This is a genomic window from Flavobacterium sp. KACC 22758 (assembly GCF_028736135.1).
Classification (GTDB): domain Bacteria; phylum Bacteroidota; class Bacteroidia; order Flavobacteriales; family Flavobacteriaceae; genus Flavobacterium; species Flavobacterium johnsoniae.
In genome coordinates this window covers 3617681-3633156 of record NZ_CP117878.1, presented here as the reverse complement: position 1 = coordinate 3633156, position 15476 = coordinate 3617681, and the positions used below count along the sequence as shown (strand labels likewise).

The 15476-nt window shown below is 34.9% G+C and carries 10 protein-coding genes; 9 read left to right on the top strand and 1 reads right to left on the bottom strand.

Translation table 11 applies throughout. The annotated features are described in order from the left end of the window. The first annotated feature begins 8 nt into the window (after positions 1-8). From PQ462_RS15250 to PQ462_RS15235, 4 genes are all read left to right on the top strand, one after another. The gene (locus PQ462_RS15250; protein ID WP_012026310.1) at positions 9-1472 is read left to right on the top strand and encodes an AAA family ATPase; all 1464 of its coding nucleotides are present in this window, start codon (positions 9-11) and stop codon (positions 1470-1472) included. Positions 1473-1577: 105 nt separating this feature from the next. Then, positions 1578-2432, top strand: a complete 855-nt coding sequence (locus PQ462_RS15245) for a DMT family transporter (RefSeq protein WP_274250634.1) — start codon at positions 1578-1580, stop codon at positions 2430-2432. Positions 2433-2868: 436 nt separating this feature from the next. Continuing rightward, positions 2869-4155, top strand: a complete 1287-nt coding sequence (locus PQ462_RS15240) for a Glu/Leu/Phe/Val family dehydrogenase (protein WP_183044566.1) — start codon at positions 2869-2871, stop codon at positions 4153-4155. A gap of 140 nt (positions 4156-4295) precedes the next feature. Beyond that, positions 4296-5519, top strand: coding sequence for a sterol desaturase family protein (locus PQ462_RS15235; protein ID WP_274250633.1), 1224 nt, complete (start codon positions 4296-4298; stop codon positions 5517-5519). Between the two features lie 221 nt (positions 5520-5740). On the opposite strand, the gene PQ462_RS15230 is transcribed toward PQ462_RS15235, so the two are convergent. Next, positions 5741-7339, bottom strand: coding sequence for a DUF6377 domain-containing protein (locus PQ462_RS15230; protein WP_012026306.1), 1599 nt, complete (start codon positions 7337-7339; stop codon positions 5741-5743). 474 nt (positions 7340-7813) lie between these two features. Here PQ462_RS15230 and PQ462_RS15225 point away from each other — a divergent pair, with 474 nt between their 5' ends. The 5 genes from PQ462_RS15225 to PQ462_RS15205 all read left to right on the top strand — a co-directional run bounded on the left by PQ462_RS15225 (position 7814) and on the right by PQ462_RS15205 (position 15474). After that, the gene (locus tag PQ462_RS15225; RefSeq protein ID WP_274250632.1) at positions 7814-8335 is read left to right on the top strand and encodes a DUF5004 domain-containing protein; all 522 of its coding nucleotides are present in this window, start codon (positions 7814-7816) and stop codon (positions 8333-8335) included. A gap of 8 nt (positions 8336-8343) precedes the next feature. Then, a complete protein-coding gene (locus PQ462_RS15220; protein ID WP_012026304.1) occupies positions 8344-9426 on the top strand; it encodes a hypothetical protein in 1083 nt (360 codons plus the stop codon). A 28-nt stretch (positions 9427-9454) separates the two neighbouring features. Then, positions 9455-12472, top strand: a complete 3018-nt coding sequence (locus PQ462_RS15215) for a SusC/RagA family TonB-linked outer membrane protein (protein ID WP_274250631.1) — start codon at positions 9455-9457, stop codon at positions 12470-12472. A gap of 24 nt (positions 12473-12496) precedes the next feature. Next, positions 12497-14011 (top strand): RagB/SusD family nutrient uptake outer membrane protein, encoded by a 1515-nt coding sequence (locus tag PQ462_RS15210; protein WP_274250630.1) that lies wholly within the window; start codon positions 12497-12499, stop codon positions 14009-14011. A gap of 218 nt (positions 14012-14229) precedes the next feature. Next, complete coding sequence (locus PQ462_RS15205; RefSeq protein WP_274250629.1) at positions 14230-15474, top strand: glycoside hydrolase family 71/99-like protein; 1245 nt, start codon at positions 14230-14232, stop codon at positions 15472-15474. Positions 15475-15476 lie beyond the last annotated feature (2 nt).

Sequence of the window (15476 nt, the reverse complement as noted above, 5' to 3'; positions counted from 1 at the left end):
CAATAAAAATGGAAATAAACAATATAAAAACATTAGGGCAGTTAAAAGCTGCAGGATATAAAAGCACAGGTATAAAGGATGAATTACGAAACAATCTTCGTGAGAAAATCAAAACTGGAAAACCAGTTTTTGAAGGTGTCCACGGATTTGAAAATACGGTAATCCCAGAATTAGAACGTGCAATTCTTTCTCGTCATAATATCAATTTACTTGGACTTCGCGGACAGGCAAAAACGCGTTTGGCACGTAAAATGGTCGAATTATTAGATGAATACATCCCGTTTGTAACAGGTTCGGAAATTAATGATGATCCGCTTAATCCTATTTCACGTTTTGCAAAAGATCTAATTGAAGAAAAAGGAGACGAAACTCCAATTTCATGGTTACACAGAAGCGAACGTTTCTTCGAAAAATTAGCAACTCCAGACGTTACAGTTGCCGATTTAATTGGTGATGTTGACCCAATTAAAGCAGCGAATTTAAAATTATCATATGCAGATGACCGCGTAATTCATTTCGGAATGATTCCGAGAGCAAACCGCTGTATTTTTGTAATCAACGAATTACCTGATTTACAAGCCAGAATTCAGGTTGCATTATTCAATATTCTGCAGGAAGGAGATATTCAAATTCGTGGTTTTAAATTGAGAATGCCTCTTGATATGCAGTTTATTTTTACCGCAAATCCGGAAGATTATACCAATAGAGGAAGTATTGTAACACCTTTAAAAGACAGAATAGGTTCGCAGATTTTAACGCATTATCCTGAAACCGTAGAAATTGCAAGAACCATTACACAACAGGAAGCAAAACTGGATCAAAACCAAAGCGATATAGTCTATGTGCCGAGTTTAGCCAGAGACATTTTAGAACAAATTAGTTTTGAAGCACGTGAAAGCGAATACATCGACAATAAAAGCGGTGTAAGTGCCAGAATGAGTATTACGGCTTTTGAAAACCTGATTAGCAGTGCAGAACGCCGAGCTTTAAAATCCGGTGTAGATAAAACCAATCTGCGTTTATCAGATTTTATGGGAATCATTCCAGCCATTACCGGAAAAGTAGAACTTGTTTATGAAGGAGAGCAGGAGGGAGCAGCTGTTGTGGCACAGCATTTAATTGGTTCAGCAATTCGCACTTTGTTTCCATCTTTATTTCCGAAAATTGAGAAACTGGAAAAACCGGGAGAAAAAACACCATATTCTGATTTGATCGAATGGTTTTTTGCAGAAAGCGGTTTCGAATTATTAGACGATGCTTCTGATGCGGAATACCAAAGTATTTTAGATGAAGTAACACCTTTAGACCTTTTACTGAAAAAATACCATCCTGAATTAGATAAAAAGGACCAGTATTTCATGAAAGAATTTGTTTTATGGGCATTGGTAGAATATAAAAAACTGAGTAAAGATCGTTTTGCACAAGGACATCAGTTTAAAGATATGTACGGTAGTTATATCAGCAAACTTTAAAAAGCTTTCTTTTTAAAATTTTAATCTGGTCTAGCCGGTTTTTTAAAACCGGCTGGGCCTTTTAAATTTAGAATACTTTACTTTTACCCCTCAAAATATAAATTTATGTTGTTTCTTATTTTAAGTGTATTGTGCAGTGTTACGGTGGGTGTGATCTTCAAAATAACCCGAAAATACAATGCAGATCCTATTCAGATTATTACGTTCAATTATGTAACAGCCTTAATACTCTGCTATTTTACCTTTACTCCGGATTTAACCGTTGTTCATGCAGATGCACCTTGGAATATTTATGCAGCAGTGGGCGTTTTACTGCCAATTGTTTTCTTGTTTTTGTTTACTTCCATCAAATATATGGGAATCGTAAAGACTGATGCCGCACAGCGTTTGTCTTTGTTTATTCCGATAATTGCCGCCTGGTTAATTTTTAAGGAAGATTTTAATACTTATAAAGTTATCGGACTTGTAATTGGTTTTATAGCGCTTCTTTTCATCTTAAGAAAACAATCAACAAACGATCAGAACAAATGGATATTTCCGGCCGCTGTATTTTTAGGATTCGGGATTATCGATATTCTTTTTAAACAGATTGCACTTTTTACCGCTTTGCCTTATACAACATCTTTGTTTATTGTATTTGATATTTCTCTTGCCGTTTCTTTATTGGTAGTAGTGTATGATGTAGTTTTGAAAAAAGTACAATTAAGTTCTAAAAACATTCTTTTTGGAGCTTTAGTCGGGATCTTCAATTTCGGAAATATTCTATTTTATTTAAAAGCACATAAAGCTTTTGCTGAAAATCCTTCAACAGTTTTTGCCGGAATGAATATGGGAGTTATTGTTTTAGGAAGTCTTGTCGGCCTGCTTTTCTTTAAAGAAAAACTATCAAAAATTAACTTCATAGGTATCCTTTTAGCCTTAATTGCGATCATTTTTATCGTTTTCTCACAATTTATGTAATTTTTTTTACTGTTTTAAGGTCTTAATTTACAGTTGTTTTGCTGTTAATTTGCGTTTTTTTTAAAATTAACTCTACTAATTCGATAGAATTTATAAAATATATTTATAAATTTGTCATAACAATGAAAAACTATATTCTAAATATCATCCCGTTTATGTGCTGCTTGACGATGTGCTGCATGTCAAACTATGGGATGAAATGGCGTTAATAGAGAAAGTACTTGTTAGTTATTTTTTTTTTTGAGCCTTTCATGCACCATGAAAGGCTTTTTTTAGAAATAGTAAAAACCAATACAATGAGATCAAATAGAAACCTTAATAGTACGATGCACAGTTTTCAGACAAAAATTCCGTGTTGTATGTGCTGTTGATTTTATTCACGATAAACTTTATTAAACCCAAATTCTATAAACCCCAAAAATTTAAAATAAATACTATGAGTACAGAAATTATAAAACAGAATCCCTTTCAATCGATGATTGACAGGTTTAATATAGCAGCCGATATTCTTAATTTAGACGAATCGATCAGACAAAAGCTGCAACGTCCTGAGAAACAAATTGTAGTAAATTTTTCGATTACATTAGATAACGGAACCGAACAAAATTTTGAAGGATACCGCGTAATTCACAATACAGCTTTAGGCCCTTCAAAAGGAGGTATTCGTTATGATACTGCCGTAAATCTTGATGAAGTAAAAGCACTAGCCGCCTGGATGACCTGGAAATCTGCTGTAACCGGAATTCCCTTTGGAGGAGCAAAAGGCGGCATTATCTGCGATCCAAAAACACTTTCTAAAACAGAATTAGAAAGAATTACAAGAGCTTATACAAAAGCATTATCAGATATTTTTGGCCCGGAAAAAGATGTTCCTGCACCGGACATGGGAACAGGACCGGACGAAATGGGCTGGTTAATGGACGAATTTTCACTGGTTCACGGGAAAACGATTCATGCCGTTGTAACCGGAAAACACCTGCATTCCGGAGGTTCATTAGGCAGAGTAGAAGCAACGGGAAGAGGAGTAAGCATTATTACGCTGCTTGCACTTGAAAAATTAAAATTAAGACCGGCAAGATCTACGGCCGCAATTCAGGGATTTGGAAATGTTGGTCTGCATTCGGCTTTGTTTTTATATGAAAAAGGAGTGAAGATTGTAGCCGTAAGTGATGTTTCAGAAGCTTTTTACAATCCGGACGGGATTAATATTCCAGAGCTGATTTTGTATTACAATCTAAATAATAAAACCATTAAAGGGTATCCAAATTCAGTTGCCATTAAACATGAAGATTTACTGCTTTTAGATGTTGATGTTTTGATTCCGGCAGCAAAAGAAGATGTAATTACACAGAAAAACGCCAAAGACATTCGCGCTAAAATAATTATCGAAGCAGCAAATGGTCCTGTTTCATCTGATGCCGATAAAATCCTGCATGAAAACAACGTTTTGGTCGTTCCGGATATTCTAGCAAATGCCGGCGGTGTTACGGTTTCTTATTTTGAGTGGCTTCAAAACTCATTATTAGAGTCATGGAGAATTCACCAGATAAACAAACGTCTGGAAGATATTTTAGAAAAAGGTTTTGAAACCGTATTTAGAGTTGCGGTGAAACATGACGTTACGCCAAGAATTGCAGCTTATGTCATCGCCCTTAAAAAAGTAGCCGAGACGCAATCTGTAAAAGAAGTCGCTGTCGAAGCACCAAAATTTAAACAGAATTAAGTTTTTATAACCATAATCTAAGATGGGTTTCATCAGTCAATATCATGTAAAAAAGCAAGAGATATTGATTGATGAAATTGTCTTTTAAATTTAATTAGTTGTTTTTAGTTCTTTAAAAATCAATAAAGTAATCTTTAAAAATGAAAAATATTAATTTTCTAGCTTTTGCAATGCCCGCTTTCTTTCTTTTTTTATTTCTGGAATATAAGCTGGCACAACGAAAAAAAAGACCTGAAATTTTTAATTATGAAAGTTCTGTTTCTAATATAAGTATTGGTATTGCAGAACGATTGATTAATTTATTTGTTGCCGCAAGTTTCTATCAATTGTATTATTTGATTTACGACGATTACCGAATTTTTGAAATCCCAAGCGGATTTCTGGTCTGGACAGCCTTAATTCTGGCGACAGATTTTGTTTGGTACTGGTATCACAGACTAGGGCACGAAGTCAATTTTTTCTGGGCTGCGCACATTGTTCATCATCACAGCGAAGAATTTAATTTTACCGCTGCAGCCAGAATTACCACTTTTCAGGCTGTTATTCGAACGGGATTTTGGTGCATTCTGCCACTAATTGGTTTTCACCCCACAATGGTAATTACCATGCTTATTGTGCATGGCGCTTATTCTTTTTTTACCCATACACAGCTTATTGGTAAAATAAAATGGCTGGAGTATATTTTTGTAACGCCTTCAATTCACGGTGTTCATCACGCTTCTGATGAAAAATATCTCGATAAAAATTACGGAGATATGTTTACTTTTTGGGACCGTCTTTTTGGTACTTTTCAGGAAGAAGAAGAAAAACCCAAATACGGATTAACGCATCCGCTGAAAAGTTACAGTTTCCTTTGGCAGCATTTTCATTATTATTTTGAAATATACGAGTTATGGAAACGCTCAAAAGGTTTTAAAGCAAGATGGCAGGCCGTTTTTGGAAGTCCGGCAAATATGGATCAGGACATTCGTCCGATACTAGAAAAACGATTTTTGCAGGATAAAAGCAATCCGCATCAAAGACTTCGTTTTAGAAATTACCTTTATATCCAATTGGCTCTTTGCACTTTACTTCTTACGGTTTTTACCTATTATTTTGATAATTTAGAAATCTATGATAAAGTTTTTGTCCTATCAATCACCATCATTACTTTAATTAACTGCGGTGCGATATTAGAACAGCGAAAATGGATTTATTATCTTGAATACACTCGTATTTTTATGATAACAACTTATCTTTTATATGAAGAAAATCTAATCATGTTTTTCTTTGTTCCGCTCGCCATTATGATTTTCGCTGAGCAATTGTTCTCGCTTAGTAAATATTATCAAAATATGATTCTGCAGTTGGAAAATGTTGAATAAGAGTTTTCACCGCGAATTCACGAATTATTTTAATTCATGATATCCCAGCGGGATGAAATATTTGTAGAAAATATTCATGTTTATACAGCAAAGCTCCAGCGGAGCGGCATAGAAAAATGTGTCGCTCCGCTGGAGCTTCTTTTTATGAGATGAATGTTTTTCTATAGATATATCGCTTCTCCGAAGCTTTTAATGAGAAAAAAACTTAGAACCTTAGCAGCTTATATAGTCTTAATCGCCATAATTTTCTCCTCAAAAGTATCTTTAAAATCAGATTTGCTTTTAATTCTGGTTTTGTACGTATAGATTGTAGCCACAGAAAGTTCCAGAAATTCCGCCATTTGACTGCTGTCCTGAATACCTAATCGGTACAAAGCAAAAATGCGAAGTTCAGTATTTAAAAGTTCGCCTTTTTTTACAATGCATTTATGATCGTTAGGAAACAAATTATTAAAATCAGTTACAAAAGTTGGGAACAGTTTCAAGAAGATTTCATCAAACTGATGGAATAAATTTTCTCTTTCTTCCTTTACATTATAACGCTTTAAACTCGCAATAACTTCATCTGTTTTCTTTGTAATAATTTTATGAAGCGTACTTTTTTGAATATGATCTATTTTATTAATAAACGCCGATGTTGCTTTAATAAAATACGTAATATATTCTTCTTTAATTGCGTTTGCTTCACTTAAACTTACATTCATTTCCTGCAATTGCGCATACGACGAAGCCATTATTTTTCGGGCTTTGTTTTTCTCTTTTAATTGTTTGAAAATAATAATAGAGAACAAAATGATTATAAGCGTAAGGATTGTCAATAATATGATAATCTTCTCCAGTTTGTCATTTTTGTCTTTTACATTATTCAGCTGTGCTTTTTCGATAATCGGCAGTATCGACGAAATCTCAATTTTGCGATGTCTGGCGTTGTAAAAAGTAGCATCGTCCATTGCGATATTGATATATTCGTTTGCTTTGTCTAAATACCCCATTTTAAAAAGCTCGTTTGCCAGATTTCTAAGTGCAACAGTTTCTTTGGTTGCATTTTTAACATCGGCAATAGCGGCAAGTGCTAAGTAATGAATGGCTTTTTTTGTATAACCTCTTTCAGAATAAATATAACCAAGACTAGAAGTAGCGATTCCGTAATAATCCGGTGGAAGATGATAGTTATTAATCCAGTAGCTGAAAGCAAATTCTGCACCGCGCCAGTCCTGCTGTTTTAGGCGTTTTAAACTCTCGGCAGCCCAATATTCATTTGTATTGGTTCCAATTAATTCTAAGGCTTTTTTCAGGAAATGATTTCCCTGCTGTACATAATGAATATTAAAACGCTGATCACGATTATAATCGGCTAAATCGTAATAAGCGCGGGCTTTAATGTTATAATATTCAAATTTGTTTTTTTGATCCAGTTTTTTGTCATCAATAACATTCAGCGTATCGATTGCTTCTTTAAATAATCCGGAGGAAAGAAGTACAAAACCTTCTTTGATTCGGCTTTTAGCCAAATACTTCGGATCTTTTAAGATTTTGGCCTTGATTTTTGACTGTTCTAAATAATAATATGCCGAATCGTATTTGAATGATTTGTATTCATCAAACAATGACATATAAGTGTTGTAAAGTTCTTCGTTGTTCTGGCTTACGGTATACTTTGATACATTCTTTTTTAAAGTTTCTATTTTGCGGTATTTCTGTTTCAGGTAGACTTCTTTTTTAAGAAGCACTTTATCTAATTCTTCAAGAATTGGATTTGTCTCTTTCGCAGTTAGAGAAAAACCCATTATGAAAAAATACAAAATGAATATTTTTTGCATGGTTTGGTTGTGGTTTTAGGGTAAGATAAATTATAGGTTGAGTTAATTCGTTTTAAATACAAAATTAATTAAAACTGATGATTTTCAGTTTTTAGAGTCAAGAGCAGCTTGTTGAGATTTTCTTTAAAAAAGCATCTCAGAGGCCTGGAAAGGGCTTTGAAATGTTAAAAGTACTCTAATAATTTGCAATTATACAATAAAATGTGATTATATATATGTATAGTTGAAAAATTATCATATAAAATTTTCATATTGTCATATTTACCATTATTATCCACACACTTTTCATCTAAACAACACCTTGATTTTTATGTTTTTAGTAAAATTTTAAAATATTGATATTCAGTATCTTAATTACGAAAACGTTTGAAATCTATCTTGATTTTTCGCAGATATTTTTTTTAAGATTTATTTAAGATCTAGTTTCGTGCTGTCCTTTTAAGAGGATGAAAAACTAACAAAAACCAAAAATTTATGAGAAGTAAAAGTTATTACTGGTTAGCTCTTTTTATGTGTTTTTTCGCCATTAGCTGCGATAATACAGAAGACGGCAGCTATGTTGATCCAATTACGATTTATGAGAAAGTAAATGGCAATTGGGGATTAACAAATTTAAAGATGGTTGATGAATTTGCTAAGACAAATAAGATCGAACCAAACGAAGAAAACTTGAGTACTTTTTTTAACTACGAAGATTTTAAAATTAATTTCAGCGTAGACGAAAAAAACAGACCTACAAGTTATGAAGTAACTGGGAATGTTCCTCCCTTATTTGCTCCAAAAGGATACTGGGAACTAAGTTCAGATTTTCAGCAGACTAATGCTGGTGCGGTTAAGATTTACTTATACAGCGACGCACAAAAAACTCAAAAAACAGACGAACTTAGATTATCATCTGTCCCTGGAAAGAGCGGCGAAATGGAAATTCAGCTGGTACGTTCTTCAGAAGGAACTGCGTTTTTGACTTATGTATTCAAATTAAATGCTATTAACTAAAAAGTAATATGAAAAAATTTCTATATACAATTTTACTTGCCCTTTTGATGGCTCCTAATTTTACTAAGGCACAAGAAGCCGCAGGAGCTGTTGGTGCAATGTCATCATTTCCGGTAGTTTACAAATATGATGAAAAAGTGACGTGGTATTTCGATCTTGCAAGTACTACATTTGCTGAAAATGAAGATCTATACATTTGGATCTGGTCTCCATCTGAACCAGATGCAAACAATTGGGAAAACTCATCTGATTTTGCCAAATTGAAATATGAAGGAAACAAAGTATGGAGTTTTACTTTAACTCCAACATTATACTTTTCTAAAACTCCGGCAGAAATTGCTGCAAGTGCAGGCTTTTGGTTTCGTTTAAAAAACAAAAACGGATCTAAACAATCTGAAGTTGCGAATATGCCTTACACTGATTTTACAACATTTTATACTGCAAATGAGTTAATCAGAGCATATCCAACAAAACCAACTTTAGACAAAGGAGTAAGTATTTTGTTTAATGCCAATTTAGCTCCGGGTTTTGCAGGCGCATCAAGTGTTCACATGCACAGCGGACTGAACGATTGGGATCTTAAACAAGAATATCAGTCATGGTTACCGGACATTGTTGAAAAAACAAAACTTAAAGATTTAGGAAACGGTTTCTACAAAATGGATTTAGTTCCTAAAGATTATTACAATGCGCCAGATGGTTATGAGATGAAAAACTTAGTTTTCCTGATGGTAAAAGATGACTGGGCAGGAACTACTCCGGATCAGGTATTATATGCAGGAGCTTACGTGCCGCCGCCAGCGCCAATTTTTGGATTTTTCCCATTGCAGATCAGTCAAAAAGATTTCTTAGGAATCTATAGAAAAAATAATGAGCCGGGTGTAAACAAATTAATCTACACGATTACTGCCGGAACAAAAGTGATTTCTGGTGAGTTTACCGGAGGAGTTGCAGAGATAAAAGGATTTGTCAATTTAGTTTCAGAACTAAAAGATTCTCCAGCTTTAAGCGAAATACATGTTTTGGTAAAAGACAACAAAGACAAAACTATTTCAGACACAACGATTCCGCTTAAAACTTTAGACAAATAATTCACTATCAAATTAAAACATCATTCTAATGAATAGTAAAAATAAAAGAATAGTCCTGCATCAAATGTGGACTACTAAATCGCTGGTATTCATGATTTTCATGCTTTTTCTTTCGGCAGGAATGTTTGCTCAGGGAAAAAAGCTGGTTACGGGTACCGTTTATGACAATACGGGTACTGTGCTTCCGGGTGCTTCGGTATTAGAAACAGGAACCAGAAACGCAGCAACAACAGATTTTGACGGTAAATTTACCCTTGAGGTAGCCGTAGGAGGTTCAATTGAAGTTTCATTCATCGGATCAACAACACAAAAAGTTCAAATTACGGCATCGACTTCAAAATTGGAAGTTCGTCTGCAAAATGATGGTTATCAGTTAAACGAAGTTCAGGTAGTTTCTGTAGGTTATGGAACGCAGAAGAAATCTGATTTAACGGGTGCAATCTCAACTGTTACGGCAGATAATTTAGTAAAAGGAACAATTTCTTCTACAGAGCAGGTTTTGCAGGGAAAGGTTGCCGGATTAAATATCATTCGCCCTTCTGGCGATCCTGCTGCAGGGGCTTCAATACGCTTACGTGGAGGAACTTCGTTAACAGCAAGCAACAGTCCGCTTATTGTAGTTGACGGAATTGCTGGTGTAGATATTAACGTAGTACAGCCTTCAGATATTAAATCGGTAGACGTACTTAAAGATGCTTCGGCAACAGCCATTTATGGATCGAGAGGAGCAAACGGAGTTATTATTATTACAACAAAAGCAGGTACAAAAGGAGTTTCTGTAGTCTACAACGGCCAGTCTAGCATTGGTTATATAACAGATAATTTAGATCTTTTATCTGCAAATCAATGGAGAGGTTATGTTCGCGATACCGGAAATAAAGACGCTGTTGATTTTGGAGGTAACACAAACTGGCAGAAAGCGATTGAGCAGACAGCAATTTCACAATCTCATACTTTAAGTATCAATTCTGGAAAAGCCGACAGCGGTTTTAGAGCTTCGATTGCTTACCTGAATAATGAAGGTGTTATTAAAAAATCTGGTTTAGAAAGAATCAGCGGAAACGTAAATGCGTACCAATATCTTGGAGACAATAAAGATGTAAAATTCGACATGGGTTTATTTGCTAATATCGACAAATGGCATCCTATTGATTATAGAATTTTTGAGCGTGCTTATAACTTAAACCCAACTATTCCGGTTTACGACAAGAATGGAAATTTTACGAATGTGAATTATACGTTATACGAAAACCCGGTTGAGATTTTAACTAACAGAACAGTTGATAATGAAAGACACAGACTTTTAGGATATTTTAAAACTGAAGTTAAATTTTTAAACGATTTTCAGGCAGTTGCTAATATTTCATTAGAACATAATGCAGTCAAAGGCGGTACGTATAAACCAACTTATGCTATCATGGAAGGACGTTCTGAGTCTGGATATGCTCAAAGAACTTACGGAGAATATACAAATGCTCAGGGAGAACTTTATGCAAATTATTCTAAAGTAATCGACAAACATAACATCAGCGCGCTTGCAGGTTATTCTTATCTTGAAAATATCTACGAAGGATTTGGAGCACAGCGTTCTGGTTTCGTAACAGATGCTTTTAGTTATAACAATTTAGGTGCAGGTTCTAATTACCGTTTAGGAGATGTATATTCATACAAAGGGAAATCAAATTTAGTTTCTATGTATGCTCGTGCTAACTATGGTTACGACGGAAAATACCTTCTTACAGCTACAGTAAGAAGAGATGGTTCAAGCCGTTTTGGAGAAAACAACAAATGGGGAACTTTTCCATCTGCATCTGCTGCGTGGAGAATCTCTAACGAAAACTTCATGAGCGGTACAAAAGACTGGTTAAATTCTTTAAAATTAAGAGTAGGTTACGGAGTTACTGGTAATCAGGATGGAATTGGCGAATACAAATCATTATCAATTTTAGGAGTTGGAAACGACAGCTACTACGATCCTGCTACAGGAAGATGGAGTTTAGCATATTCTCCAACACAAAATCCAAACCCTGACTTGAAATGGGAATCAACAAGACAATTAAATATTGGGGTAGATTTTAGTTTATTTGACAGAATTACGGGATCTTTTGAATGGTACCAAAAAAACACAGACGATTTATTATATACTTATGAAGTGCCTCAGCCTCCCTACTTAGTAGGAACAATGCTGGCAAACGTAGGTGAAATGTCAAACAAAGGAGTTGAGTTAACTTTAAATGCTGATATCGTAAGAGGAGATAAATTTACATGGAATGCAAATTTAACTTTAGGACATAACGTTCAGAAAATAGAAAAACTTTCAAACCCTACTTATAAAACAGATGTTATTTACAGTGGTTCATTACACGGTTTATCTGGTATGTCTGGGCAGTATTCTCAAATTATTGCCGAAGGATATCCAGTTGGAACTTTCTGGGGATTTAGAAATGCAGGTCTTGATGCAAATGGTAAAATACAATACTACAATGCAGCTGGTGATGTAGTAGCAGAAAATGCTCTGGTTGATGCTGATAAAACAGCTTTAGGAAATATTCAGCCAGATTTAACTCTAGGTATTGGTATGAACTTTACATACAAAAACTTTGACCTTGGAATTTCTGGATATGGAATGTTTGGGCAAAAAGCACTTAATGCTACAAACATGATGCTTAATGATCCTAACAGATTACCAACTTACAATGTACCGGATGATTTTTTAGGAAGCGGTATTACTTCTGCTCCAAAATATTCAGATTACTGGATAGAAGATGCTTCTTTCTTTAGATTACAGACACTTTCTATTGGATATACTTTACCATTAGGTTTCAAAAATTCTAAATTAAGAATGTACATTATGGGAGAAAACCTTGCTGTATTTACAAAGTATAAAGGTGTAGACCCTGAGATTGGATTAAATGCGCAGGACGGTATCAACCAGACTGGAGTAATAGACCAAACTGGTTTAGCAGGTCCTGGTATCGAAAAGTTTAACAATTATCCTAGACCAACTACAATTTCTGTTGGATTAAATTTTACGCTTAATAACTAGGCGGCTAACTCAAAAATAGAAAAAATGAAAATCAAAATAACAGCAGCATTATTAGTAAGCATGCTTTTTACGATATCATGTACCAACTTAAATGAGGATTTATATGATAAGGTACAGGATGGAAATTTTGGAAATACTCCAAAAGAAGTTGATGCATTAGTAGGAGGAGCATATTCTTCGTTAAGAGGATTTGCTGATAACATATCGAACAATTACCCAACCTGTGAGTTTGTATTCTTTTTGAATGAAACAGTTTCTGATGAAGCTACTATTCCAACAAGGGGAACAAACTGGTACGACGGCGGACAATATCAGGACGCACAAAAACATACCTGGAAAGCAGATAACCGTTTGATTCTTGCAGCATGGCGTTACAACTACACCGGAATTGCAAAAATTAATGCGATCATTTATCAAATCGATAAATCATCTTTAAGCGATGCGGCAAAAGCGCCAATTTATGCAGAATTAAAAGCATTAAGAGCATATTACTATTACAATCTTTTAGATGCATTTGGAAACGTGCCTATCGTTACCAATTTTGAAGACACTTCATTACCGTCAAATTCTACAAGAAAACAAGTATATGATTTTGTCGAAAAAGAATTCTTAGATGCAATTCCATATTTATCATCAAATGTGGTGTATTCTAAAATGACAAAAAATGTGGCATATTCTATCTTGGCAAGATTATATCTTAACTCTGAAGCTTTCATAGGAACACCACGCTGGCAGGATTGTATCAATATGTGCCAAAAAGTTTCGGGATACACATTAACACCGGATTTCTTTACCAATTTCTCAACAGAAAATGAGAAATCGCCTGAAATTATTTTTGCTATACCTTACGATTCAAAAGCGGGTACAGTTGGAAATTACATGAACTCAATGTCATGCCACTACCTGCACAGATTAACAATGTCTGTTTCTGGAAACGATTATCCTTGGAGCGCAAACGGAATGTGTGCACAGCCGGGAGTATATTCTTCTTTTGCTGATACAGATAAAAGAAAGAAATGTATGGTTGCCGGAGATCAGATCAACATGGCTACAGGAACTGTAATTATGATGGATAACGGAGAACCTCTAACTTATACTGAAGAAGTTACAAGTGTAGCTAACGCTAAAGACAATCAGGGAGTTCGTTTAGGAAAATACGAAATGAAAGCCGGAGAAACATGGGAACGCGATCATGATTTAGTTTTAATTCGTTATGCCGAAATTTTAATGATGCAGGCAGAATGTTACGTTCGTTTAGGTTCACCAGATTTGGCAAAACCATTTGTACAGCAGATAACATCTCGCGCTGGAGCAGAAATGCCGGCAGTAATTGATCTTAACTTTATTGATAAAGAATTACTAAGAGAATTTACTTTCGAGGGAAGAAGAAGAACTGATAATATTCGTTTTGGAACATTCTTCAATCCATGGTGGGAAAAAGGAACAACTGAAAAATACAGAGCAATTTTCCCAATTCCTAGTACAGTTTTAACGACTAATAAAAATCTGGTACAAAATCCTGGGTACCCGGTAAATTAGGTTACTGAATGTCAGTCTTCCATGTTGGTTAGTCGTGGAAGGCTGACATATTTTAAAATGAGGATATCTGAATGGCTTCAATTTTAATGAAAATATTTTTGCCGCAGATTAAATGATTTTCACTGATTAGAGAATTAAGTTTTTAATAAAAATCCTTTTTGATTTTTTATCCCGATAACTATCGGGAGTGGCAAAAAATAATAAAAACAAAAATCAATATGAAAAGATATATCACATTATTGTTTTTCGGGATAATGAACATTTTAATCGTTTCTGGCTGCAGCAGTGATGATAAAGATTCAGATGAGCCTGTAAAACCTGAAACGCTTAAACCGGTTGCGATTGAAAAAACAAACAGCACCAAAATTTATGTTCACTACATGCCATGGTTTGAAACCAATGAAAGCAGCGCCGATAAAAAATGGGGCTACCATTGGACAATGGCAAACAAAAACCCGAATACGGTGGGAGCAAATAACCGCAGAGAAATTGCGTCGTATTATTATCCTCTTATCGGACCGTATCATTCCGGTGATAAAAATGTGATTGAAAATCATTTATTATTGATGAAATATTCAGGAATCGATGGTGTTTTAATCGATTGGTACGGAACTTACGACGTAAACGATTACCGAATGGTAAAAGAAAATACAGAACAGCTTATTGCAGTTCTGGACAAAGTTGGTTTAGAATATGCCATAGTTTATGAAGACAGAACTACAACAAATGTGGTAAATGCCGGAAAAGCAATTTCTGTAACCAGCGCTGCAAAAACTGATTTGGCTTACATGGAAAAAAACTATTTTAATAATGCCAATTACATTAAAGTAAACGGAAAACCATTACTGCTTAATTTTGGGCCAATTGTATTGCAGACACCTGCCGAATGGACGAATGTTTTTAATACATTAACTACAAAACCTACATTTTTAACCCTTTGGGATCAGTCTGTAGAAGCTGGTGCAAATGCATCTGGAGAATATGCCTGGGTTTATAAAGACAATAGTTTCTTAACGAATTATTACACCAACACAAAACCAAAACTTTCTGTTGCTATGGGAAGTGCTTATCCTGGTTTTAAAGACTTTTATGCCGAAGGCGGCGGCGGAGCAGCAATTGGATGGACAATTGAACACAACAATGGCGCAACGCTGGATGCAACACTCGAATTAGCTAAAAATGCCAATTTAAATTATCTGCAGCTGATTACATGGAATGACTTTGGAGAAGGAACAATGTTCGAACCTACAGTTGAATTTGGATACACGTATATCGAAAAAGTGAAAGCATTTGCCGGAGTTAAAAATACCGAATCTGTTTTTGCGGAAATAAGCAAAATGTACAATCTGCGTGTAGAAAAGAAAGGGAATGCCGATGTTCAGAACAAGCTGGATCAGGCCTTTAATTATTTTGTTTCAATGCAGCCTGCAAAAGCAAAACAGTTAATAAACGAAATAAAATAAGA